General features: G+C 65.0%; 21 protein-coding genes. 2 read left to right on the forward strand and 19 right to left on the reverse strand.

Annotation, left to right across the window (positions count from 1 at the left end; translation table 11 throughout):
• Positions 1 to 9 precede the first annotated feature (9 nt).
• Together QX010_RS19795 and QX010_RS19800 are read left to right on the forward strand one after the other, a co-directional pair.
• Positions 10 to 1,515, forward strand: coding sequence for a sugar ABC transporter ATP-binding protein (locus QX010_RS19795; RefSeq protein WP_316181338.1), 1,506 nt, complete (start codon positions 10 to 12; stop codon positions 1,513 to 1,515).
• A 10-nt stretch (positions 1,516 to 1,525) separates the two neighbouring features.
• Complete coding sequence (locus QX010_RS19800) at positions 1,526 to 2,563, forward strand: ABC transporter permease (RefSeq protein WP_315799708.1); 1,038 nt, start codon at positions 1,526 to 1,528, stop codon at positions 2,561 to 2,563.
• A gap of 285 nt (positions 2,564 to 2,848) precedes the next feature.
• Here QX010_RS19800 and mtnK read toward each other — a convergent pair whose 3' ends face one another.
• The 19 genes from mtnK to QX010_RS19895 all read right to left on the reverse strand — a co-directional run bounded on the left by mtnK (position 2,849) and on the right by QX010_RS19895 (position 22,226).
• Positions 2,849 to 4,150, reverse strand: a complete 1,302-nt coding sequence (gene mtnK / locus QX010_RS19805) for an S-methyl-5-thioribose kinase (protein WP_410051964.1) — start codon at positions 4,148 to 4,150, stop codon at positions 2,849 to 2,851.
• A 101-nt stretch (positions 4,151 to 4,251) separates the two neighbouring features.
• Entirely contained in the window at positions 4,252 to 4,527 is a 276-nt protein-coding gene (locus QX010_RS19810; protein ID WP_315799707.1) for a DUF1467 family protein, read from the reverse strand.
• Positions 4,528 to 4,542: 15 nt separating this feature from the next.
• Positions 4,543 to 4,947 carry a methylmalonyl-CoA epimerase gene (mce, locus tag QX010_RS19815; RefSeq protein ID WP_316181340.1) on the reverse strand — a complete coding sequence of 135 codons (405 nt, stop codon included), beginning with the start codon at positions 4,945 to 4,947 and terminating at the stop codon, positions 4,543 to 4,545.
• Positions 4,948 to 4,993: 46 nt separating this feature from the next.
• On the reverse strand, positions 4,994 to 6,664 hold the full coding sequence (locus tag QX010_RS19820) for a ribonuclease J (protein ID WP_315799705.1): 1,671 nt from the start codon (positions 6,662 to 6,664) through the stop codon (positions 4,994 to 4,996).
• Positions 6,665 to 7,468 (reverse strand): biotin--[acetyl-CoA-carboxylase] ligase, encoded by an 804-nt coding sequence (locus QX010_RS19825; RefSeq protein ID WP_316181341.1) that lies wholly within the window; start codon positions 7,466 to 7,468, stop codon positions 6,665 to 6,667.
• Positions 7,469 to 8,896 carry an NADH-quinone oxidoreductase subunit NuoN gene (gene nuoN / locus QX010_RS19830; protein WP_315799703.1) on the reverse strand — a complete coding sequence of 476 codons (1,428 nt, stop codon included), beginning with the start codon at positions 8,894 to 8,896 and terminating at the stop codon, positions 7,469 to 7,471.
• A 28-nt stretch (positions 8,897 to 8,924) separates the two neighbouring features.
• Positions 8,925 to 10,433 (reverse strand): NADH-quinone oxidoreductase subunit M, encoded by a 1,509-nt coding sequence (locus QX010_RS19835; RefSeq protein WP_316181342.1) that lies wholly within the window; start codon positions 10,431 to 10,433, stop codon positions 8,925 to 8,927.
• Positions 10,430 to 12,505, reverse strand: a complete 2,076-nt coding sequence (nuoL, locus tag QX010_RS19840) for an NADH-quinone oxidoreductase subunit L (protein ID WP_315799701.1) — start codon at positions 12,503 to 12,505, stop codon at positions 10,430 to 10,432. The genes QX010_RS19835 and nuoL overlap by 4 nt, the downstream gene beginning before the upstream one ends.
• 65 nt (positions 12,506 to 12,570) lie before the next feature.
• Entirely contained in the window at positions 12,571 to 12,879 is a 309-nt protein-coding gene (gene nuoK, locus QX010_RS19845; protein ID WP_006611001.1) for an NADH-quinone oxidoreductase subunit NuoK, read from the reverse strand.
• Positions 12,876 to 13,514 carry an NADH-quinone oxidoreductase subunit J gene (locus QX010_RS19850; protein ID WP_316181344.1) on the reverse strand — a complete coding sequence of 213 codons (639 nt, stop codon included), beginning with the start codon at positions 13,512 to 13,514 and terminating at the stop codon, positions 12,876 to 12,878. The genes nuoK and QX010_RS19850 overlap by 4 nt, the downstream gene beginning before the upstream one ends.
• Before the next feature lie 9 nt (positions 13,515 to 13,523).
• Positions 13,524 to 14,012, reverse strand: coding sequence for an NADH-quinone oxidoreductase subunit NuoI (nuoI, locus tag QX010_RS19855; RefSeq protein WP_006611003.1), 489 nt, complete (start codon positions 14,010 to 14,012; stop codon positions 13,524 to 13,526).
• Between the two features lie 7 nt (positions 14,013 to 14,019).
• Entirely contained in the window at positions 14,020 to 15,090 is a 1,071-nt protein-coding gene (nuoH, locus tag QX010_RS19860; protein ID WP_315799700.1) for an NADH-quinone oxidoreductase subunit NuoH, read from the reverse strand.
• Between the two features lie 10 nt (positions 15,091 to 15,100).
• On the reverse strand, positions 15,101 to 17,170 hold the full coding sequence (gene nuoG / locus QX010_RS19865) for an NADH-quinone oxidoreductase subunit NuoG (RefSeq protein ID WP_316181346.1): 2,070 nt from the start codon (positions 17,168 to 17,170) through the stop codon (positions 15,101 to 15,103).
• 97 nt (positions 17,171 to 17,267) lie between these two features.
• Positions 17,268 to 18,593 carry an NADH-quinone oxidoreductase subunit NuoF gene (nuoF, locus tag QX010_RS19870; protein WP_316181348.1) on the reverse strand — a complete coding sequence of 442 codons (1,326 nt, stop codon included), beginning with the start codon at positions 18,591 to 18,593 and terminating at the stop codon, positions 17,268 to 17,270.
• A gap of 19 nt (positions 18,594 to 18,612) precedes the next feature.
• Positions 18,613 to 18,828: a hypothetical protein gene (locus QX010_RS19875; RefSeq protein ID WP_315799697.1), complete on the reverse strand. Its 216-nt coding sequence runs from the start codon at positions 18,826 to 18,828 to the stop codon at positions 18,613 to 18,615.
• Positions 18,825 to 19,436: an NADH-quinone oxidoreductase subunit NuoE gene (nuoE, locus tag QX010_RS19880; RefSeq protein WP_316181350.1), complete on the reverse strand. Its 612-nt coding sequence runs from the start codon at positions 19,434 to 19,436 to the stop codon at positions 18,825 to 18,827. Before nuoE ends, QX010_RS19875 begins: the two co-directional genes overlap by 4 nt.
• A 14-nt stretch (positions 19,437 to 19,450) precedes the next feature.
• Positions 19,451 to 20,410, reverse strand: coding sequence for an FkbM family methyltransferase (locus QX010_RS19885; RefSeq protein WP_315799695.1), 960 nt, complete (start codon positions 20,408 to 20,410; stop codon positions 19,451 to 19,453).
• Entirely contained in the window at positions 20,410 to 21,606 is a 1,197-nt protein-coding gene (locus tag QX010_RS19890) for an NADH-quinone oxidoreductase subunit D (RefSeq protein WP_315711546.1), read from the reverse strand. The genes QX010_RS19885 and QX010_RS19890 overlap by 1 nt, the downstream gene beginning before the upstream one ends.
• A gap of 14 nt (positions 21,607 to 21,620) precedes the next feature.
• Positions 21,621 to 22,226 (reverse strand): NADH-quinone oxidoreductase subunit C, encoded by a 606-nt coding sequence (locus tag QX010_RS19895; protein ID WP_315799694.1) that lies wholly within the window; start codon positions 22,224 to 22,226, stop codon positions 21,621 to 21,623.

A 22,226-nucleotide genomic window follows, 5' to 3' on the forward strand; every position in this document is an offset into this window, starting at 1 on the left:
GTCCCTCCCATGTCGAACAGCCGCCCGCCGCTTCTGGAACTGCAGGACATCACCAAGTCGTTCGGCGGCGTCACCGCGTTGCGCGGCGTCGACTTCACGCTTCGCCCCGGCGAGATCCATGGTCTCGTCGGGGAGAACGGCGCCGGCAAGAGCACGCTGATGAAGATCATCGCCGGCGTGCATACCGGATTCTCCGGCCGCTTCCTGCTCGACGGCCGCGAGGTTCACTTCAACTCTGCCCGGGATGCCCGTGCAGCCGGCATCGCCATGGTCCATCAGGAGCTGAGCGTCGCCCCGGATCTCACGGTGGCCGAGAACGTGTTTCTCGGCAACCAGCCGACCAATGCGCTGGGCATCGTGCAGTGGCGCCGGATGGCGCGCGAGGCCGCCGAGCAGCTCAAGCGCCTTGGCATCGACGCCGATCCGATGAGCCGGCTCGGCGATCTCCCGATCGGCGTGCAGCAGCTGATCGAGATCGCGCGCGTGCTGTTCTCCGGCGCCCGCATCATCATCCTGGACGAGCCGACCTCGGCGCTGTCGCCGCCCGAGGTCGAGCGGCTGTTCGCGGCGCTGCGCAAGCTACGCGAGCAAGGCACGGGGATCATCTTCATCTCGCACTTTATCGAGGACATCCTGCTGATCTCCGACGAGGTCACGGTGTTCCGCAACGGCCGCAAGATCATGGAGACGCGTGCTGCCGACACCAGCAAGGCCGCGCTGATCGAGGCCATGATCGGCAAGGGACGCGATGCGCTGGAGGACAGCTACACCCACGACATCACCCTGCCCGCGCCGACGGCCGGCAAGCCCGTGGTCGTCGAAGCCGACGGCCTGTCGCTGGCGCGCAATCTGAAGCGCGTCTCGTTCGCCGTGCGTGCCGGCGAGGTGCTCGGCATCTACGGCTTCATGGGCTGCGGTCAGCTCGAGCTGGCGCGAATCCTGTTCGGCAAGCTTGCACCTGACGCCGGCGAGTTACGAATCGCCGGCCAGCGTAACCGCTTCAAGAGCACGGCGGATGCGCGCCGCGCCGGCATCGCCTTCGTGCCGGAGAGCCGCCGCGACATGCTGTTCCTGCAGGAGCCCGTCTACAAGAACGTCTCGATCAGCATCCTCGACCGAATCAACGCGGTGCTGCTGAAGCCCGCACACGAGCGCGCGCTCGCGAAGCGCCAGGTCGAGCAGTTGCAGATCCGGCCTGCCGATGTCGAGATCGACCTCGGCCTGCTCTCCGGCGGCAACCAGCAGAAGGTGGCGCTCGCCAAATGGCTCAGCCATCCGCCGCGGCTCCTGGTGTTGTGCGAACCGACGCGAGGCATGGATGTCGGCGCCAAGAGCGACGTCATCCAGATCGTGCGGCAGCTGCGCGACCAGGGCATCGCCGTGATCGTGCTCTCGACCGAGCCGGAGACCGTGCTGTCGCTGGCCGATCGCGTCATCGTGCTCAAGCGCGGCGAGGTCGTGCGCGAATTCGCCGGCGAGACCATCAGCAAAGACCGTCTGCTCGAGGCGGCGTAGGGAGATTGTCATGGCGCATGGCGAGACCGTTCCGATGCCGGAGGCGCAGCCGCGGCGCGCCGGCGGGGTCGCAGCGCTGCTGCGCTCACAGATGCGCAACATCGCGCCGTTCCTGACGCTGATCTTCCTCACCGCGTTCTTCGCGATCGCAAGCCCATCTTTCGCAACGCTCGACAATGTCGGCAACATCCTGACCCAGGTATCGGTCACCGGCATCATTGCGGTGGGCCTCACCTTCGTCATCCTGTGCGCGGAGATCGACCTGTCGATCGCCGCCATCGCCAACGTCACCGGCATCGCCGTGGCCTACTTCACCCTGCAGGAGTCCTACGTCAACATCGCCAACCTGCCGATGCCCGGCTTTGCCGCCATCCTGCTCGCGCTCGCGCTGTGCGCGCTGCTCGGCGTGGTCAACGCCTTCGGCCTGACCGTGATCGGCATTCCCTCGTTCATCATGACGCTCGCGATGATGCAGATCGCCGCAGGCATCTCGGCGATGCTGGTGCGCGGCCAGATCGCCTACAAGGTCCCGCCCATCATCACGACGCTCGGTTCAGGCTCGATCGCGGGCGTGCCCTGGATCGTGATCGTGGCGGCGCTGATGCTGCTGCTCGGGCACCTCGTGCTGACCTACACGCGGTTCGGCCGCTACGTCTACATGGTCGGCGGCAACCGCGAGGCGGCGGAATATTCCGGCCTGAACGTCAAGCTGATCCTCGGCAGCGTGATGGTGATCTCGGCCGTGTGCTCGGGAATCGGCGGCATGCTCGGCGTGGCACATTTCGGCAGCGCGCAGCAGAACGAATTCGACACCTACCTGCTGGACTCGATCGCTGCCGTCGTGGTCGGCGGCACCAGCCTGTTCGGCGGCCGCGGCGGCATCGGCAACACCATCGTCGGCCTGTTCGTGCTCGGCGTCCTCAACAACGGCCTCGACCACGTCAACATCGACAGCTTCCTGAAAATCCTGATCCGCGGCCTGATCCTGCTGGCGGCACTGGTGATCAACGTCTACGCACAACGGCTGCGCGCCAAGGCGGCGGACTAACTGGGATGCCGTAGGGTGGGCAAAGCCGCCGCCCGCAGGGCGGCAGCGTGCCCACCGTCCATCAGCAAGCTTGGTGCGAAAATGGTGGGCACGGCGCGGGAAAGAACGAGGCCGAGCTGATGCATCGCGGCGCGCCTTTGCCAACCCTACGCACCTGCTTCCATCATTGCGAGCGAAGTGACATGTCCGCCGACGGCGTAGGCGGAAGCAATCCAGGGCGTCACGCGCGCCTCCGGATTGCTTCGTCGCTTCGCTCCTCGCGGTGACGGGAGCCTCTGTCGAGGTCTAGAACCCCGGCTGCCAATGACGCAGCTCGCGCGCGGCCTTCGTTACCGTGTCGATCGACGTAAACGATGCCGTCTCAAGCATCAGCGTCCGCGCGAGCCACAGCGCCCTCGCCTCACACACCGCGCGCTGCTTGGCATCCTCGATCAGCTCGAAGTCGATGTTGTGCGCGAGACCCAGGATGCGGCGGATGATCTTCGCCGCCGTGAAGCCGACGGCATCCTGGAACAATCCGGCCATGTATGCCTGACGCTCCGTCTCCAGCCGTGTCGCTCCCGCCTCGCCCGGAAACAGCGACGGCGGATAGGCATCACCGGTCGCCTCACTCCGCCACAGCGCCAGGAACTTGTCGGCAAACCCGGTCCAGACTTCATCGACAGTCGCAAGCACCCAGCTTTCGAAGCCGTCCCTACTACCGCGCTCCTGCTCATGTCCTTCGGAGGCGAAATACGCCATCAGCAAATTGGCCAGCACGGCACCGACGTCAAAACCCATCGGGCCGTAGAAGGCGAATTCCGGATCGATCACCCGGGTCTCGGTATTCGTCACCATGATCGATCCCGTGTGCAGATCGCCATGGATCAGCGCCTCGGCGCATGACAGGAATTTCAGCTTGAGCCGGGAGATCGCGACGTGCAGATCGAGATCGGCACGGATCTCGGCGGCCGTGGCGTCGAGCCACGGTGACGTCCAGCGATTCTGCTCGGCGATGCGATAGGGGTCGGTGAAGATCAGGTCCTCGGTGATCTTGCACAGCGCATGATTGCCGGCAAAGCTCGCAATCGCATCCTTCTTCGCGGCGGCAGACAGCGCGAGGTCGGACGAGAAGAACAGCGTCCGCGCCATGAAGGTCGTGATGTGATCGACGAAGGCCGGGTAGATCGTGCCCGCGACCAGTCCCCTGCGCATGATGATGTGCGGCTCGAGCAGCTCCATCGCCGTCAGCGCCAGCGCCGGATCATGGTGAATGATGGCCGGCACGAGGCCGGGGCCAAGGCGGTTCTGATACGTCAGCGCCAGATGCTCATAGTGGGCGCGTGACAGCGGCAGCGGCCAACTCTCGCCGACCAGCCGCACGTAAGGCAACGCCTGCTTCACTGCGAGTCCGCCGGACGATCCCTTGACGATGAAGACCAGGTTGAGGTTGCCATCGCCGACCTCGGTGATCGACCAGCGCTCAGCCGATCCGCCGAGTTGCCCTGCGACCGAAGGAATCCCCGCGAGATGGTTTCGAAGATCAATCTCGTTCAGAATGCGATAGCCCGATGGCGTCCCGTTCCGGGCCTCGGCCGATGTCATCACGCGCAACCTCCCTGTCGGTCTTGTTTTGACCTCCTATAGCAAAAAAGCCGACGCGCGTCCGCGCATCGGCTTCGAGAGGACGTTGTGCGATGCGAGCGCGGCTAGAACGGAATTCCCATCAGCCGTGACAGCCGCTCGATGCTGAGATAGCCGGCCTGATAGGCCAGGAGCGCCAGGCCGAACACGACCGCCGACAACAGCGTGGTCCAGATCAAGCGGCGCCCCATCAGGCTGATGGTCGGCGCGCCGGGATCGGTGCCGGGCGAACCGCCGCCCGTCTCGTGCTGGCTACGCACGCCGAACGGCAGGGTCACGAACAGCATGACCCACCACAGCACGAAGTAGATCGCAAGCCAGGTTGAGATGATGTAGGCCATGATTGCCCCCGCTGCTCAGGCCTGCTCGATCTCGACGAGCGCGCCGGAAAAATCCTTCGGATGCAGGAAAAGCACCGGCTTGCCATGGGCGCCGATCTTCGGCTGGCCGTCGCCGAGCACGCGGGCGCCCTCCTTGATCAGCGTGTCGCGCGAGGCGATGATGTCGGCCACCTCGTAGCAGACGTGATGGATGCCGCCATCCGCATTGCGCTCGAGAAATTTGGCGATCGGTGACGCCTCGCCCAGCGGCTGGATGAACTCGATCTTGGTGTTGGGCAGGGTCACAAACACGGTGATCACGCCATGCTCCGGCAGCGGCACCGCGGGGGAGATCTCGGCACCGAACGCCGCGCCATAAATCCTGGCAGCCTTTTCGGCGTCCTTGACCGCGATGGCGACGTGGTTGAGCCGGCCCAGCATGACATCCTCCACTTTTTCTTTTGAACGGCCGTTCTGTTGGCCCGCGTCAGACTTCCAAGACATGGACGAGGCAGATCGGCTTCTTGCCCCACTGCTCGTTCACCGTCGAGCGCACCGCCCGCCGCACGGATTCCGCCGCGGCATCGGGATCACGACGCCGCGCGCGTGGCAGTCCTTCGAAGGTCGAGACGACCGCGTCGAACACGATGTCGTCCATCGCCTCGCCTGCCGCATTCTTCTCGGGGATGCCGACCATGTCGACTTCGGGATCGTCGGCCAGCTCGCCCTTCTCGGTGATGGCGAGCGCGACGAAGATGCAGCCGGCAAAGGCCATCTTGCGGCGCTCGACCACGGCGCGCGATTTCGAGTCCTCGACGATGCTGCCGTCCTTGTAGAGCCGTCCCGCCGGCAGTTCGTCGATGATCCCGGGATCACCGGGGCCGAGCTTGACCAGGTCGCCGTTGCGGCAGGTGATCACCTTCGGCACGCCGCAGGCGCGCGCCAGCCTCGCATGCTCATGCAGATGCAACGCTTCGCCATGCACGGGGATCAGGAGCTGCGGCCGCGTCCACGCGATCATGTCGCGCAGCTCGTCGCGGCGCGGATGGCCGGAGACATGAACCAGATGGTTGCGGTCGGTGATGATCTCGATGCCCTGCTGCACCAGCCCGTTGATGACGGCACCGACCGCCTTCTCGTTGCCGGGAATGGTGCGCGACGAGAAGATGACGGTGTCGCCCTTGTTCAGCGTCACCAACGGATGGTCGTCATTGGCGATGCGCGCCAGCGCGGCGCGCGGCTCGCCCTGGCTGCCGGTGCACAGCGCCAGCACCTTGTCCGCGGGGAAGTGGCCGTAGAGATCCATGCCGCGGAAGTTCTGCACGCCGTCGAGATAGCCCGTTTCGCGCGCGACTTGGACCACGCGCTCCATGGCGCGGCCGACGATGACGACCTCGCGCTCCGCCTCACGCGCTGCCTCGGCGACAGCGCGGATGCGCGCGACGTTGGAGGCAAAGGTGGTGACGGCGACGCGGCCCTTCGCTTCCTTCACCAAAGCCGCGATCGTCTTGGCGACTTCGGCCTCGGACGGCGAGCGTCCCTCGCGCACCGCGTTGGTGGAGTCGCCGATCAGCGCCAGCAGCCCGGCGTCGCCGAGCTCGCGCAGCCGCTTCTCATCGGTCGGCGCACCCAGCACCGGCGTCGGATCGATCTTCCAGTCGCCGGTGTGCAGGACGGTACCGACCTCGGTATGGATCGCCAGCGCATGCGATTCCGGAATCGAATGCGCGACGGGGATGAACTCGACGTTGAACGGACCGATATCGACGCGGCCGCCGGAAGGAATCACCTTGACCGGAATCTTGGCCGGCAGGCGCTCGGCCTCGCACTTGGCCTCGAACAAAGCGGCGCTGAACTTGGTCGCGTAGATCGGGCATTTCAGCCGCGGCCACAGGTCGATGATCGCGCCGAAATGGTCCTCATGCGCATGGGTCAGCACGAGACCGACCAGGTTGTTGCGCTCCTTCTCCAGGAAAGCGACGTCGGGCATGATCAGGTCGATGCCCGGCAGGTGCTCCTCGTCGCCGAAGGAGACGCCGAGATCGATCGCGAGCCAGGAGCGCTGATGGCGATTGCCGAGGCCGTAGATCGACAGGTTCATGCCGATCTCGCCGACACCTCCGAGCGGCGCAAATGTCAGTTCGTCGGGACGTGCCATCTAGACCGCTCCTTGGGAGGCGACCGAGCCGAAATGAACATCGCCTGCCGTGATCGGCTCCAATCGTCCCTCCGCGGTCCGCACCAGCATACAACCCTGTTCGTCGATCGTGTCGAAAATCCCCTCGATGATAGCATGTCCGGACCTGATGGCGACGGGCTGGCCGAGACCTGCCGCCCGCTCCAGCCAGAGCCGTCGGATCTCACCGAAGCCCCGCCCCTCGTTCCAGATGCCGAAATATTCGACCCAGGCATCCGACAGCGCCGAGAACAGGTCCTCGGCGGTCACCTGGACGCCGAGGTCCGCCAACGAGACCGCCGGTGTCGGGGTATCCGGCGGCGCCGCCACCACGTTGGTTCCGATGCCGGCAACCACGGCGAGCCCGCCAGCCACCTGCTCCGCTTCGAGCAGCATGCCGACGATCTTGCGGCCGTCGGCCAACACGTCGTTGGGCCATTTCAACGCAAAGGCCACGCCGCCTCCGGACCGCAGCGCAGCCTCGAGGCTCACCTGGCGCAACGCGGCCTCGATGGCCAGGCCCGCGGCGAAGCCGAGGGTGGCGGCCACGGCGGGAGCCACGTTCAGCACTTCGAGCACGCTCGAGGCCAGATTGCCGCGCGGCGCGATCCACGGACGCTGGCGACGGCCGCGCCCGGCCGTCTGCTCCGACGTGACGAACCAGCACCGCGCCTTGCCGCCCTCTCTGGCCGACTTCAGCGCCTCGACGTTGGTCGACCCCGCCTGATCGAACGTGACGAGCCCGTAACCTGCCGCAGCGGCACGGGACCCGAGAGCAAACGCCATCTAGAACAGCGACTTCGCCGCGGCCGCAGCCGCGCTGACCAGCGGGCCGGGATAGGCGAAGAACAGGATGTTGAAGATGCCGGAGATCGCGAGCACCGTGCGCAGCTCGATCCGGACCGGATCCAGCGTCGACAGCGGCTCGTCGAAATACATCGTCTTGACGATCAGCAGATAATAGTAGGCGCCGACCACGCTGGTCAGCACGCCGATCACCGACAGCGTGAACAGCCCGCCCTTGATGGCGGCGACGAACACGTACCATTTCGCGAAGAAGCCCGCGAGCGGCGGAACGCCGGCCAGCGAGAACAGCAGCATCGCGAAGAAGAAGGCGAGCAGCGGATTGGTGCGCGACAGCCCCGAGAAATCGCTGATCTTCTCGAACGACTGGCCGTTCCGCTTGATCGCCATGATCACCGCGAAGGAGCCGAGCGTCATCGCGACATAGATCGCGATGTAGGTCAGCACGCCCTGCGCGCCCTCGACCGTGCCTGCGGCGAGGCCGACCAGCGCGAAGCCCATATGGCCGATCGACGAATAGGCCATCAGGCGCTTGATGTTGGTCTGTCCGATCGCGGCGAACGAGCCGAGCGCCATCGAGGCGATCGAGACGAACACGATGATCTGCTGCCATTGGAAGGTGATGCCCGGGAACGCCGTCAGCGCGACGCGCGCGAACACGGCGATCGCCGCGACCTTGGGCGCAGAGGCGAAGAACGCCGTCACCGGGGTGGGCGCGCCCTCATAGACGTCCGGCGTCCACATGTGGAACGGCACCGCCGAGACCTTGAAGCACATGCCGGCGAACAGGAAGACGAGGCCGAAAATGATGCCGACGCTGCCGGTCTTGGTGGCAGCCGCGATCCCGGCAAAGCTCACCGTGCCGGTGAAGCCGTAGATCAGCGAGGCACCATAGAGCAGCATGCCCGACGACAGCGCACCGAGCACGAAGTACTTCAGGCCGGCCTCGGTCGACTTGACGTTGTCACGATGGCTGGCCGCGACGACGTAGAGCGCGAGCGACATCAGCTCGAGACCCAGATACAGCGAGATCAGGTCGCCGGCCGAGATCAGGACAAGCATGCCCAAGGTCGAGAGCAGCACCAGGATTGCATATTCGAAGATGCGGCGGTCCGGCTTGGACAAGAATTCCGCCGACATCACCAAAGTCGCGATCGAGCCGATGATCGCCAGGATCTTCAGGAAGCGCGCGTAGCTGTCAGCGATGAAGCTGCCGCCGAAGGCCTGGCCGCCCGGCTGCCTGAAGACGAGGATGCCGACCACGATCAGCAGAGCAACCGCCAGCCAGGTGACGAGCCCCGTCGTCCCCTGCCCGCGAAACGCGCCCAGCATCAACAGCGCCATGGCCCCCACGGCCAACAGCAGCTCCGGCAGCACCACCCAAAGCTGAGGCCCAAGATTCTCGATCATCGTCTCTGTCCCGACCCCAAGGGTCTCATCATTGGAGCAGCGCGGCGGCCTTCACGGCCGTCACGGCGGTATTGTAGTTGGTGACGAGCTGCTGCACCGACGCCGCCGACATGTCGAGGATCGGCTTCGGATAGACACCGAACAGGATGGTCAGCGCCACCAGCGGAAACAGGATCACGCCTTCACGCAGCGTGAGGTCCTTGATGCTGGCGAGCGACGGCTTGGTCAGCGCACCGAACACCACCTTGCGGTACAGCCACAGCGCATAGGCTGCCGACAGGATGACACCGAAGGTCGCGAAGAACGCGGTCGGGATCGACACCTTGAAGGTGCCGAGCAGGGTCATGAACTCGCCGACGAAGCCGGAGGTGCCGGGCAGGCCGACATTGGCCATCGTGAACACCATGAACACCAGCGCGTAGACCGGCATCCGGTTGACGAGGCCACCATAGGCCGCGATCTCGCGGGTGTGCATCCGGTCGTAGACGACGCCGACGCAGAGGAACAGCGCGCCGGAGACAATGCCGTGCGAGATCATCTGGAACACGCCGCCCGCGACGCCCTGCATGGTGCCGGCGAAGATGCCCATCGTCACGAAGCCCATATGCGCCACCGACGAGTAGGCAATGAGCTTCTTGATGTCCTCCTGCATCAGCGCGACCAGCGAGGTGTAGATGATCGCGATGGCCGAGAGTGTCCACACCAGCGGCGCGAAGTCGTGCGAGGCCAGCGGGAACATCGGCAGCGAGAAGCGCAGGAAGCCGTAGCCGCCCATCTTCAGGAGGATCGCGGCCAGGATCACGGAGCCCGCCGTCGGCGCCTCGACATGCGCGTCCGGCAGCCAGGTATGAACCGGCCACATCGGCATCTTCACCGCAAAGGATGCGAAGAAGGCCAGCCATGCCCAGGTCTGCAGGTTACGCGGCACCGCGGTGTGCATCAGCGTCGGGATGTCGGTGGTCCCTGCGTTCCAGTACAGCGCCATGATGGCGAGCAGCATCAGCACCGAGCCGAGCAGCGTGTACAGGAAGAACTTGAACGAGGCATAGACCCGACGCGGACCACCCCAGACGCCGATGATCAGGAACATCGGGATCAGGCCGCCCTCGAAGAACAGGTAGAACAGCACGAGGTCGAGGGCCGAGAACGTGCCGACCATCAGCGTTTCCAGGATCAGGAACGCCATCATGTATTCGCGCAGGCGGTTGGTGACCGACTTCCAGCTCGCCACGATACAGAACGGCATCAAGGCGGTGGTCAGGATCACGAACGGCAGCGAGATGCCGTCGACACCCATGTGATAGCTGATGCCGGCCGCCAGCCAGTTCGACTTCTCCACGAACTGGAAGTCGGTCTGTCCGGGATCGAAGCGCAGCACCAGGATCACCGACACCGCAAAGGTGATCAGCGTGGTCCACAGCGCGATCCAGCGCGCATTGCGCCGGGCCGCCTCGTCGTCGCCGCGGACCAGATAGATCAGCAGCGCGCCGACGATCGGCAGGAAGGTGACGACGGAGAGAATTGGCCAGGTGGTCATTGCTGGCCCCCCATGAACATGAACCAGGTGATCAGGCCGGCGACGCCGATCAGCATGGCAAAGGCGTAATGATAGAGGTACCCGGTCTGGATCTTGACGACGTTGCGCGTGATGTCGAGCACCCGCGCCGAGACACCGTCCGGACCGAATCCGTCGATGACGAAGCCGTCGCCCTTCTTCCAGAGGAAGCGGCCGAGCCACTTCGCCGGACGGACGAAGATCACGTCATACAGCTCGTCGAAGTACCACTTGTTGAGCAGGAACCTGTAGAGCAACGGTTGCTGCGCGGCGAGCTCCTCCGGGATGTCCGGACGTCTGACGTAGAAGAAGTAGGAGACCACAAATCCCAGCACCATCATGACGAAGGGAAGCTGAGCGAGCCAGGCCGGCATGTGCTCCATGTCTTCGAGAATGTGCGGGTTCATCTTCAGCGACTCGCCGAAGAAGTGCTCGACGCCATGAGGATCGGTGAACACGCCCTTGAACGGGAGCCCGGCCAGGATCGAGCCGGCCGCGAGCACGCCGATCGGGATCAGCATCCAGATCGGGCTCTCATGCGCGGCATCATAATGATGCTGATCGTGCGGCGTGCCGAAGAAAGTCTTGAACACCAGGCGCCAGGAATAGAACGAGGTCAGGCCGGCGGCGACAATGGTGAGGAAATACGCGTAGGTCGCGAACGGATTGTGCGCGGCGTATGCAGCCTCGATGATCGCATCCTTGGAGAAGAAGCCGGCGAAGCCGGGGAAGCCCGTCAGCGCGAGCGTACCGACCGTCATCACCGCGAAGGTGTACGGGATCTTGCGCCACAGGCCGCCCATGTTGCGGATGTCCTGCTCGTGGTGCATCGCGTAGATCACCGAGCCGGAGCCCAAGAACAGCAGCGCCTTGAAGAAGGCATGCGTGAACAGATGGAACATGCCGACCGAGTAGGCCCCTGCTCCCATCGCCACGAACATGTAGCCGAGCTGCGAGCAGGTCGAGTAGGCGACGATGCGCTTGATGTCGTTCTGCACGAGGCCGACGGTCGCCGCGAAGAACGCCGTGGTCGCGCCGAAGAACATCACGACGGCCTGCGCGTTCGGCGCGAGCTCGAACAGCGGCGACAGGCGCGCCACCATGAACACGCCGGCGGTGACCATGGTCGCGGCGTGGATCAGCGCAGAGACCGGGGTCGGACCTTCCATCGCGTCCGGCAGCCAGGTGTGCAGCAGGAACTGCGCCGACTTGCCCATGGCACCCATGAACAGCAGCAGGCAGGTCAAGGTCAGCGCGTCGGCGTGCCAGCCGAGGAAGTTGATCGTCGCCTTGCCAGCCAAGCTCGGCGCGGCGGCGAAGATCGTCTCGAAGTCGGTCGACTTCGTCAGCAGGAAGATCGCGAAGATGCCGAGCGCGAAGCCGAAGTCGCCGACGCGGTTGACGACGAAGGCCTTGATCGCGGCCGCGTTGGCCGACGGCTTCTGGAACCAGAAGCCGATCAGCAGGTAGCTGGCGAGACCGACGCCCTCCCAGCCGAAGAACAGCTGCACGAGGTTGTTCGCGGTCACCAGCATCAGCATCGCGAAGGTGAACAGCGACAGATAGGCGAAGAAGCGCGGACGGTTCGGATCCTCGTCCATGTAGCCGATCGAATACAGATGCACGAGCGAGGACACGCTGGTGACCACGACCAGCATGACGGCCGTCAGCGTATCGACGCGCAGCGCCCAGGAGACCTGCAGCTCGCCGGAATTGATCCAGGGCAAGAGCTCCTTCACCCCGGCCTCGTGATGCATGAAGCCAACGCTGATCAGCATCGCCCAGGACAGCCCGGCCGAGACGAACAGCAGCGCGGTGGTGATCGCCTGCGCCGCCCAGGTGCCGGCCGCGGGCGGCTCTGCGACATGATGGTCGTCGTGCCCATGACCGTGATCGTCATGTGCGTGCGCGTCGGCGGCGCCATGGTGATGGCCGTCGTCGTGATGATGCTCGACCACATCGCCGCTCGGATGGCGTCCATGCGCCCCCAGCAGCGCGATCAGGCCGGCCAGGATCGCGCCGAGCAGCGGCAGAAAGACAATGGCCTGGATCATTCGCCCATCCCCTTACGCATGACCTTGCCGGCAAGCCGGCCCCCATCTGTGCGGATCATGCGTCCTTAGCCCTTCATCAGATTGACGTCTTCAACCGCAATCGAGCCGCGGTTGCGGAAGTAGACCACCAGCACGGCAAGGCCGATCGCGGCTTCCGCCGCCGCAACGGTCAGGACCAGCAGCGCGAACACCTGGCCGACGATGTCGCCGAGGAAGGTCGAGAACGCCACCAGGTTGATGTTGACCGCGAGCAGGATCAGCTCGACCGACATCAGGATGACGATGATGTTCTTGCGGTTCAGGAAGATGCCGAGGATGCCGAGCGTGAACAGCATCGCCGCCACGGCGAGGTAGTGTCCCAGTCCGATGGTCATTTCACCCACTCCGCGGCATCCGTGTCCTGCAGCCCCTGCCCGACCGCGACCTTGCGCACCGCCATCGCCATCTCCGGCGTGCGCGCGTTCTGGACGTTGATGTCCTGGCGCTTCACGCTGGCCTTGTGGCGCAGGGTCAGCACGATCGCGCCGATCATCGCCACCAGCAGGATCATGCCCGACAGCTGGAAGTAATGGATGTACTTCGTATAGAGCACCAGGCCGAGCGCCTCGGTGTTGGTGACGTTGGTCGGGATCGCCGCCGTGATCGCCTTCGGCGTCGTCGGGTTGATGACCCAGTACGACACCGTCAGCAGCAGCTCGAACAGGAAGATGCCGCCGATCACGAGACCAATCGGCATGTACTGCAGGAAGCCCTCGCGCAGCTCGGTGAAGTCGACATCGAGCATCATGATCACGAACAGGAACAGCACGGCGACCGCGCCGACATAGACGACGACCAGGATCATCGCCAGGAACTCGGCGCCCATCAGCACGAACAGGCCCGAGGCGTTGACGAAGGCGAGGATCAGATAGAGCACCGAGTGAACGGGATTCTTCGAGACGATGACCATCACGGCCGAGGCCACGCAGACCGCCGCGAACAGGTAGAAGAAGAGCGCAGAAAGGATCATCGGACGGCCTCAGCGGTACGGCGCGTCGAGCGCGATGGCTTTGGAGATCTCGCGCTCCCAGCGGTCGCCGTTCGCGAGCAGCTTGGCCTTGTCATAGTAAAGCTCCTCGCGGGTCTCGGTCGCGAACTCGAAGTTCGGCCCCTCGACGATGGCGTCCACCGGACAGGCTTCCTGACACAGGCCGCAATAGATGCACTTCACCATGTCGATGTCGTAGCGCACCGTGCGACGGGTGCCGTCGTTGCGGCGCGGGCCGGCCTCGATCGTGATCGCCTGCGCCGGGCACACGGCCTCGCACAGCTTGCAGGCGATGCAGCGCTCCTCGCCATTGGGATAGCGGCGCAGCGCATGCTCACCGCGAAAGCGCGGCGAGATCGGGCCCTTCTCGAACGGATAGTTCAGGGTCGGCTTCGGCTGGAAGAAGTAGCGCATCGCGAGGAAGAACGCGGAGACGAACTCCTGCAGCAGCAGCGACCGTGCGGTGGCGGAGATGTTCATGACAGCCTCATTTCGGCGCGATGCCGGCGAATTGCAGCACGCCCGCGACGATCACCACCATGGCCAGCGACAGCGGCAGGAACACTTTCCAACCAAGGCGCATCAACTGGTCGTAGCGGTAGCGCGGCACGATCGCTTTCGCCATCGCGATCAGGAAGAACATGAAGAACAGCTTGAGCGAGAACCAGATGACGCCCGGCACCCAGTTGAACGGCGGCAGATCGATCGGCGGCAGCCAACCGCCCAAGAACAGGATCGTGGCCAGCGCGCACATCGTGGTGATCGCGACATACTCGCCGAGCATGAACAAGAGATACGGCGTCGAGCCGTATTCGACCATGAAGCCGGCGACGAGCTCGGATTCAGCTTCGACCAGGTCGAAGGGCGGGCGGTTGGTCTCGGCGAGCGCCGAGACGTAGAACACCACGAACATCGGGAACAGCGGCCAGACGTACCAGTTCAGGATCGTCAGCTGCGGCAGGCCGATCAGGCTCGCAAGCCCGCGGGCGTGCTGCGCCTCGACCACCGCCGACAGATTCAGGGTGCCGGCGCAGAGCAGCACGGTGATGATCACGAAGCCGATCGAGACCTCGTAGGACACCATCTGCGCCGCCGAGCGCAGCGCCGCCAGGAACGGATACTTCGAGTTCGACGACCAGCCGGCCATGATGATGCCGTAGATCGACAGCGACGAGATCGCGAAGATGAAGAGGATGCCGACATTGATGTCGGCGATCGCCCAGCCGAGATTGGTCGGGATCACCGCCCACGCCGCCAGCGCCAGCACGCAGGACACCAGCGGCGCCAGCAGGAACACGCCCTTGTTGGCGCCGGCCGGAATGATCGGCTCCTTGAGCACGAACTTCAAGAGGTCGGCGAACGACTGGAACAGGCCCCAGGGCCCGACCACGTTCGGACCCCTGCGGATCTGCACCGCCGCCCAGATCTTGCGGTCGGCCAGCAGGATGTAGGCGATCGCGACCAGGAGGACGACGAGCAGCAGCACGCTCTGCGCGATCATGATGATCAGCGGCCAGAGGAAACCGGTCCAGAATGAGCTCGCAAAGAAATCAGCCATCAGGTCACGCTCACTCCGCTGCCGTCAGCATCTGCCCAGAGGCCAGGCGGGAGCATTCCGCCATGACTGCCGAGGCACGCGCGATCGGGTTGGTGAGATAGAAGTCATCGATGACAGGCTTGAACGGCGCCTTCTCGAGGCTGCCGCCCTTGCCCGCCAGGGTCTTGATGTCGGCGATCTTGCCCGCCTCGATCTGGTCGATCCGGCCGAGATGCGGCACGGCCTTGATGATCGCAGCGCGCAAGCCGGCCAGCGAGTCGTAGCCGAGCTTCCTGCCGAGCACGTCGGACAGCGCCCGGATGATCGCCCAGTCCTCGCGTGCCTCGCCCGGCGGGAATGACGCCCGGCCCGTCATCTGCACCCGGCCCTCGGTGTTGACGAAGAGACCCGACTTCTCGGTGTATGCGGCGCCCGGCAGGATGACGTCGGCGCGATGCGCGCCACGGTCGCCATGGGTGCCGATGTAGACAGTGAACACGCCCTCGGGCACCTCGACCTCGTCGGCGCCCAGCAGGAACATCACGTCCATGGTGCCGAAGGTCGTCATCTGCGCAGCCGTCAGGCCGGTGCCGTTGAAGCCGATGTCGAGCGCGCCGACCCGCGACGCGGTGTCGTGCAGCACGGCAAAACCGTTCCAGTCGTCGCGCACGGCGTTGACGTCCATCGCGATCTTGGCCGCGAGCGACAGGATCGCCGCGCCATCGTGACGCGCGACCGCGCCGGCGCCGACCAGCACGATCGGATTCTTGGCGTTGCGGAACGTGGTCGCAAACGAGTGCTTGCCCGCGGCGACGTCGCTCAGGGAGTCCGTGCCCGCGCCAATGTGCTCATAGGCATAGGTGAGATCGGCCTTCGGGCCGACCACGCCGACCTTGAGCTGACCCGACCGCCAGCGCTTGCGGATGCGGGCGTTGAGCACGGCCGCTTCCTTGCGCGGATTGGCGCCAACGATCAGGATCGCGTCGGCCTGCTCGATGCCGGCGATGGTCGGATTGAACAGATAGGATGCGCGGCCGAGCTTGGCATCGAAGCTGTCACCGCCCTGCACGGCGACGTTGGTCGAGCCGAGCTTGGCAAGCAGATCCTTGAGCGCGAACATCTCTTCGACCGCGGCGAGATCGCCGGCGATGGCGCCGATGCGCTTGCCGTCGATGCGCGACAGCTTGGCGGCAATCGCCTTGAATGCCTCAGGCCAGGAGGCGGCGCGCAGCTTGCCATCCTCGCGAACGTAGGGACGATCGAGCCGCTGCGTGCGCAGGCCGTCGACGACGTGACGGGTCTTGTCGGAGATCCACTCCTCGTTCACGGAGTCATTGATGCGCGGCAGGATGCGCATCACCTCGCGGCCGCGGGTGTCGACCCGGATCGCTGAGCCCACGCCGTCCATGACGTCGATCGACTGCGTCTTGCCGAGCTCCCAGGGCCGCGCCGCGAAAGCATAGGGCTTGGAGGTCAGCGCGCCCACCGGGCAGATGTCGACCAGATTGCCCTGCAGCTCCGAGCTCAGCGCCTGCTCAAGATAGGTCGTGATCTCCATGTCCTCGCCGCGGCCGATCGCGCCCATTTCCGGCACGCCGCAGACTTCCGCCGAGAAGCGGACGCAGCGCGTGCACTGGATGCAGCGGTTCATCGAGGTCTTGACCAATGCGCCGAGATATTTGTCCTCGACGGCGCGCTTGTTCTCGGCGAAGCGGCTGGTGTCGACACCATAGCCCATCGCCTGGTCCTGCAGGTCGCACTCGCCGCCCTGGTCGCAGATCGGACAGTCCAGCGGATGGTTGATCAGAAGGAATTCCATCACGCCTTCGCGCGCCTTCTTGACCATCGGCGACCGCGTCGAGATCTCCGGCGGCTCGCCCTTCGGGCCCGGCCGGCAGTCGCGCACGCCCCAGGCGCAGCTCGCGACCGGCTTCGGTCCGCCCTTCACCTCGACGAGGCACATCCGGCAGTTACCGGCGATCGACAGCCGCTCATGATAGCAGAAGCGCGGGATCTCGGCGCCCGCCGCCTCGCACGCCTGCAACAGCGTGTACTCCGGCGGCACATCGATCTCTTTGCCATCGATGATGATCTTGGTCATAGCCTCACATCTCTCTCAAACCACGGACCGCCGCGCTGCGCACCGTGAGGGCGCGAGCGCGGGGGAAAACCTTGCTGGCGGACCGGACCGCCATCGCCTACTCCGCCGCCACCATGTGCGCGGGATCGCGCACGCCGACGTCGTCGACATCGGCCTTGTGCGAATACTGATCGATGCGCGCCTCGATCTCGTGACGGAAATGCGTGATCAGGCCCTGGATCGGCCAGGCCGCGGCGTCACCGAGCGCGCAGATCGTGTGTCCCTCGATCTGCTTGGTGACCTCCAGCAGCATGTCGATCTCGCGCTTGTGCGCCCGGCCCTCGGCCATGCGCGTCAGCACGCGCCACATCCAGCCGGTGCCTTCGCGGCACGGCGTGCACTGGCCACAGCTCTCATGCTTGTAGAAATAGGAGATACGCGCGATCGCCCGAATCAGGTCGGTCGACTTGTCCATCACGATCACGGCCGCGGTGCCGAGGCCGGAGCGCAGCTTCGACAGGCTGTCGAAATCCATCGGCGTATCGATGATCTGCTCGGCCGGCACCATGCGCACGGACGAGCCGCCGGGGATGACCGCCTTCAGATTGTCCCAGCCGCCACGGATGCCGCCGCAATGCTTCTCGATCAGCTCGCGGAACGGGATGCCCATCGCCTCTTCGACGTTGCAAGGCCGCTCGACGTGACCGGAGATGCAGAACAGTTTTGTGCCGACATTGTTCGGACGGCCGATGCCGGCGAACCACGCGGCGCCGCGGCGCAGGATGGTCGGCGCCACCGCGATCGACTCGACATTGTTCACCGTGGTCGGGCAGCCGTAGAGGCCGACGTTGGCCGGGAATGGCGGCTTCAGCCGCGGCTGGCCCTTCTTGCCCTCCAGGCTCTCGAGCAGCGCCGTTTCTTCGCCGCAGATATAGGCGCCGGCGCCGTGGGCGACGTAGAGATCGAACGGCCACCCGTGGATGTTGTTCTTGCCGATCAGGTTGGCCTCATAGGCCTGGTCGATCGCCGCCTGCAGCCGTTCGCGCTCGCGGATGAACTCGCCGCGCACATAGATGTAGCAGGCATGCGCGTTCATCGCGAAGCTGGCGAGCAGGCAGCCCTCGACGAGATGATGCGGATCGTGCCGCATGATCTCGCGATCCTTGCAGGTACCGGGCTCGGACTCGTCGGCGTTGACCACGAGATAGCTCGGCCGGCCGTCGGTCGATTCCTTCGGCATGAACGACCATTTCAGGCCGGTCGGGAAGCCGGCGCCGCCGCGGCCGCGCAGGCCCGACGCCTTCATCTCGTTGATGATCCAGTCGCGGCCCTTCTCGATCAGGCCCTTGGTGCCGTCCCAGCTGCCACGCCGGCGAGCGCCTTCGAGGCCCCAATCGTGCAGGCCGTAGAGGTTGGTGAAGATGCGGTCCTTGTCGTCGAGCATCAGACGGCTTCCTCGAAAATCAGCGGTTCGACTGCATGGTGGCGATGAAGGCGGCACAGCCGCCGAACACCAAGGCCCACAGCAGACTGGACTCCAGCGTCGCGTTGAGCGCGAACCGCTGCAGCACGAAAATGAAAGCGGCGGCAGCAAGCGTATGCAGCGCCACGTAGCGCCAGTTCTTCATCGCGGCGCCCTCTTCCGTCAGGGCCGCAACGCGGGTGCGATCGCGGCTCATGTCTTCTCCTTCAGCGTGGTCGGCCCACCTGCCGGCGCCGAGAACTGGCGGCCGTTCTGCGGGCCGGGCGTCGGCAGATTGCCGGTCGCGAAACCGTCGAGCACCTTGCCGAAGCTCTCCGGTGTCAGGTCCTCATAGGTATCCTTCCAGATCTGAACCATCGGCGCGTTCACGCAGGCGCCCAGGCACTCGACCTCTTCCCAGCTGAAGTCGCCGTCCTTCGACAGGTGGAAGGGATCGTGATGGATACGATGCTTGCAGACCTCGATCAGCTCTTCGGCGCCGCGCAGCCGACACGGCGTGGTGCCGCACACCTGCACATGCGCCTTCTTCCCGACCGGCTGGAGCTGGAACATGGTGTAGAAGGTCGCGACCTCGAGCACGCGGATATAGGGCATCCCGAGCATGTCGGCGACGACGCGGATCGCAGCCTCCGACACCCAGCCGTCGTGCTGCTCCTGGGCCCGCCATAAGATCGCAATCACCGCCGAGGCCTGGCGGCCTTCCGGATATTTCGCGATCTGCGCTTTGGCGAAGGCAAGGTTGTCGTCCGTGAACGCAAAGCTCGCGGGCTGAACTTCCTTCGGGGCAAGACGGCGGACGGACATGGCTCTTCAATCTTTCATTGCATGCGGCGCGCGGCGTCTGCATTGAGCGCTGCGACGCGATTCTGCCAGAAGGCACTTGCAGTTCCGAACACGTTATAGCCGACGTGGGCGGAAGCCTTGATGCGGTCGAGGATCGACAGCTCCGTCACGATCTCGAAGCGGCCGCTCGCGGGGTCGTAGACCATCAGCTGCATCGGCGTCTGATCGAGGATGTAGCGCGACACCGTATGGTTGCGGTCCTGGCCGTGCTCCTCGCACAGGATCATGCTGTCGGTCGCCAGCAGCCGCGCGCCGCCCTTGATCGCCTCGATCTCGACGCCCTCGACGTCGAGCTTGATGAGGTACTTGCCGGACGCGGCGACCTTGCCGTCGTCGATCAGATCGTCGAGCGCCATCACCGGCACCCGCTCGCCGTCGGCGGCGCCGCCCGCAATGCTGAAGGCCTCGTGCTTGGTGCCAGTCAAATAGGCCGTGCCGCGGCTGGCGCCGATCGCGCACTTCATCACCTCGAAGCGGCCGGCATTGATCCGGGCGTTGTTGGCGAGCTTGGCGAAGTTGGCCGAGGACGGCTCGATCGCGATCGCCTTGTGCGCACCGTAGGGCGCGCTCGAGACCAGCACCGACCAGTAGCCGTAATTGGCCCCGCCATCGATGAAGGTGTAGTCGACATCGACAGTGCCGAGAAACAGGATCTCGAGCTCGTCCTCGTAGTGATAGTCGCGGTTGAGCAGCTTGCTCCAGTAGCCGTCGCCATAGGGAAACTCGAACACGGCGTCCGGGTTGAGCTTCACCGCGATATCGCGTTCGGGCAGCGCCAGGCGCAACAGGTTGGCGCAGCGGTTGTAGCCGCGATGCGAGAAATGCGACGAGATCTTCGAGCCGGTCGACAGCGCCAATGCAGCCGTGCGCTCCCAGAGGTTCGCTCCTTCGAGCGCTCCGGACGCACGATCGAACTGGATCGGCGCATGGCCCATCAGCGGTCCACCTCTCCGAACACGATGTCGAGCGAGCCCAGGATGGCCGAGACGTCGGCGAGCAGATGGCCGCGACAGATGAAGTCCATCGCCTGCAGATGCGCGAAACCCGGCGCGCGGATCTTGCACTTGTACGGCTTGTTGGTGCCGTCGGCGACGAGGTAGACGCCGAACTCGCCCTTCGGCGCCTCGACCGCCGCATAGATCTCGCCGGCGGGGACGTGCACGCCCTCGGTATAGAGCTTGAAGTGGTGGATCAGCGCTTCCATCGAGCGCTTCATCTCGCCACGGCGCGGCGGCGCGATCTTGTTGTCGGTGATCATCACCGGGCCCTGCCCGTCCGGTGCACGCAGCTTCTGGATGCACTGCTTCATGATACGCACCGACTGGCGCATCTCTTCCATGCGGATCAGATAGCGGTCGTAGCAGTCGCCGTTCTTGCCGATCGGAACGTCGAACTCCATCTCGGCGTAGACGTCATAGGGCTGCGACTTGCGCAGGTCCCAGGCCGCACCCGAGCCGCGCACCATCACGCCCGAGAAGCCCCACTCCCAGGCCTGCTTCAGGGTGACGACGCCGATGTCGACGTTGCGCTGCTTGAAGATGCGGTTTCCGGTGAGGAGCCGGTCGAGATCGTCGACCACCTTCAGGAACGGATCGCAGAATGCGTCGATGTCGTCGATCAGCTTCGGCGGCAGGTCCTGGTGGACGCCACCGATGCGGAAGTAGTTGGCGTGCATGCGCGAGCCGGAGGCGCGCTCATAGAACACCATCAGCTTCTCGCGCTCCTCGAAGCCCCACAGCGGCGGGGTCAGCGCGCCGACGTCCATCGCCTGGGTGGTGACGTTGAGCAGGTGCGACAGCAGCCGTCCGATCTCGGAGTAGAGCACGCGGATCAGCTGGCCGCGGCGCGGCACCTCGATTCCGAGCAGGCGCTCGGCCGCGAGGCAGAACGCATGCTCCTGATTCATCGGCGCGACGTAGTCGAGCCGATCGAAATAGGGCATCGCCTGCATGTAGGTCTTGGTCTCGATCAGCTTCTCGGTGCCGCGATGCAGCAGGCCGATATGCGGATCGACGCGCTCGACCACCTCGCCGTCCAGCTCCAGCACCAGGCGCAGCACACCGTGCGCCGCCGGATGCTGCGGGCCGAAATTGATCGTGAAGTTGCGGAGGGCCGGGCTCTGCTCGTTCATGCTCGCGCTCCCACTCACTTATTCGCTTTCTCGTCGCCCGGCAGCGGATAGTCCGCGCCTTCCCAGGGCGACAGGAAATCGAACTTGCGGAATTCCTGGTTGAGCCTGACCGGCTCGTAGATCACCCGCTTCTCCTGGTCGTCGTAGCGCACCTCGACGAACCCCGTCGTCGGGAAGTCCTTGCGCAGCGGATGGCCATCGAAGCCGTAGTCCGTCAGCAGGCGGCGCATGTCCGGGTGGCCGACAAAGATCACGCCGTAGAGGTCGTAGGCCTCGCGCTCGAACCAATCGGCGCCCGGAAAGACATCGATCAGCGACGGCACCTGCGTGGTCTCGTCGGCTTCGGCCTTGAGCCGGATGCGCGCGTTCAGCGTCGGTGACAGGAAGTGGTAGACGACATCGAAACGCTTGGCGCGCTCGGGATAGTCGACCGCCGTGATGTCGGTGATGTTGACGAAGCGGAGAGCCGGATCGTCGCGCAGATGTGTCACGACCTCGACGATCCGGGCGGGCTCCACATTCACCGTGAGCTGATTGAAAGCGACCGTATGGCCGATCGCGGCGCCCGGGAGCGCGCTTACGATCGTCTGCCCAAGGGCGTCGAGCCTGCCGTCGTCCAT

It is taken from the genome of Bradyrhizobium sp. SZCCHNRI1009, assembly GCF_032487575.1.
Taxonomy (GTDB): domain Bacteria; phylum Pseudomonadota; class Alphaproteobacteria; order Rhizobiales; family Xanthobacteraceae; genus Bradyrhizobium.

What these genes read in the sequence shown, in the direction of transcription:
- nuoI (WP_006611003.1), bottom strand. Translation starts at nt 14,012, where the DNA reads ATGAACATCTCCGCCACCGCACGGTCGCTGCTGCTGCAGGAGTTCGTC.
- nuoN (WP_315799703.1), bottom strand. Translation starts at nt 8,896, where the DNA reads ATGATCGAGAATCTTGGGCCTCAGCTTTGGGTGGTGCTGCCGGAGCTG.
- QX010_RS19835 (WP_316181342.1), bottom strand. Translation starts at nt 10,433, where the DNA reads ATGACCACCTGGCCAATTCTCTCCGTCGTCACCTTCCTGCCGATCGTC.
- nuoK (WP_006611001.1), bottom strand. Translation starts at nt 12,879, where the DNA reads ATGACCATCGGACTGGGACACTACCTCGCCGTGGCGGCGATGCTGTTC.
- QX010_RS19895 (WP_315799694.1), bottom strand. Translation starts at nt 22,226, where the DNA reads ATGGACGACGGCAGGCTCGACGCCCTTGGGCAGACGATCGTAAGCGCG.
- QX010_RS19875 (WP_315799697.1), bottom strand. Translation starts at nt 18,828, where the DNA reads ATGAGCCGCGATCGCACCCGCGTTGCGGCCCTGACGGAAGAGGGCGCC.
- QX010_RS19885 (WP_315799695.1), bottom strand. Translation starts at nt 20,410, where the DNA reads ATGGGCCATGCGCCGATCCAGTTCGATCGTGCGTCCGGAGCGCTCGAA.
- nuoF (WP_316181348.1), bottom strand. Translation starts at nt 18,593, where the DNA reads ATGCTCGACGACAAGGACCGCATCTTCACCAACCTCTACGGCCTGCAC.
- QX010_RS19810 (WP_315799707.1), bottom strand. Translation starts at nt 4,527, where the DNA reads ATGGCCTACATCATCTCAACCTGGCTTGCGATCTACTTCGTGCTGTGG.
- nuoH (WP_315799700.1), bottom strand. Translation starts at nt 15,090, where the DNA reads ATGGCTGATTTCTTTGCGAGCTCATTCTGGACCGGTTTCCTCTGGCCG.
- QX010_RS19850 (WP_316181344.1), bottom strand. Translation starts at nt 13,514, where the DNA reads ATGATCCTTTCTGCGCTCTTCTTCTACCTGTTCGCGGCGGTCTGCGTG.
- QX010_RS19795 (WP_316181338.1), top strand. Translation starts at nt 10, where the DNA reads ATGTCGAACAGCCGCCCGCCGCTTCTGGAACTGCAGGACATCACCAAG.
- nuoE (WP_316181350.1), bottom strand. Translation starts at nt 19,436, where the DNA reads ATGTCCGTCCGCCGTCTTGCCCCGAAGGAAGTTCAGCCCGCGAGCTTT.
- nuoL (WP_315799701.1), bottom strand. Translation starts at nt 12,505, where the DNA reads ATGATCCAGGCCATTGTCTTTCTGCCGCTGCTCGGCGCGATCCTGGCC.
- QX010_RS19800 (WP_315799708.1), top strand. Translation starts at nt 1,526, where the DNA reads ATGGCGCATGGCGAGACCGTTCCGATGCCGGAGGCGCAGCCGCGGCGC.
- mce (WP_316181340.1), bottom strand. Translation starts at nt 4,947, where the DNA reads ATGCTGGGCCGGCTCAACCACGTCGCCATCGCGGTCAAGGACGCCGAA.
- QX010_RS19825 (WP_316181341.1), bottom strand. Translation starts at nt 7,468, where the DNA reads ATGGCGTTTGCTCTCGGGTCCCGTGCCGCTGCGGCAGGTTACGGGCTC.
- nuoG (WP_316181346.1), bottom strand. Translation starts at nt 17,170, where the DNA reads ATGACCAAGATCATCATCGATGGCAAAGAGATCGATGTGCCGCCGGAG.
- QX010_RS19890 (WP_315711546.1), bottom strand. Translation starts at nt 21,606, where the DNA reads ATGAACGAGCAGAGCCCGGCCCTCCGCAACTTCACGATCAATTTCGGC.
- QX010_RS19820 (WP_315799705.1), bottom strand. Translation starts at nt 6,664, where the DNA reads ATGGCACGTCCCGACGAACTGACATTTGCGCCGCTCGGAGGTGTCGGC.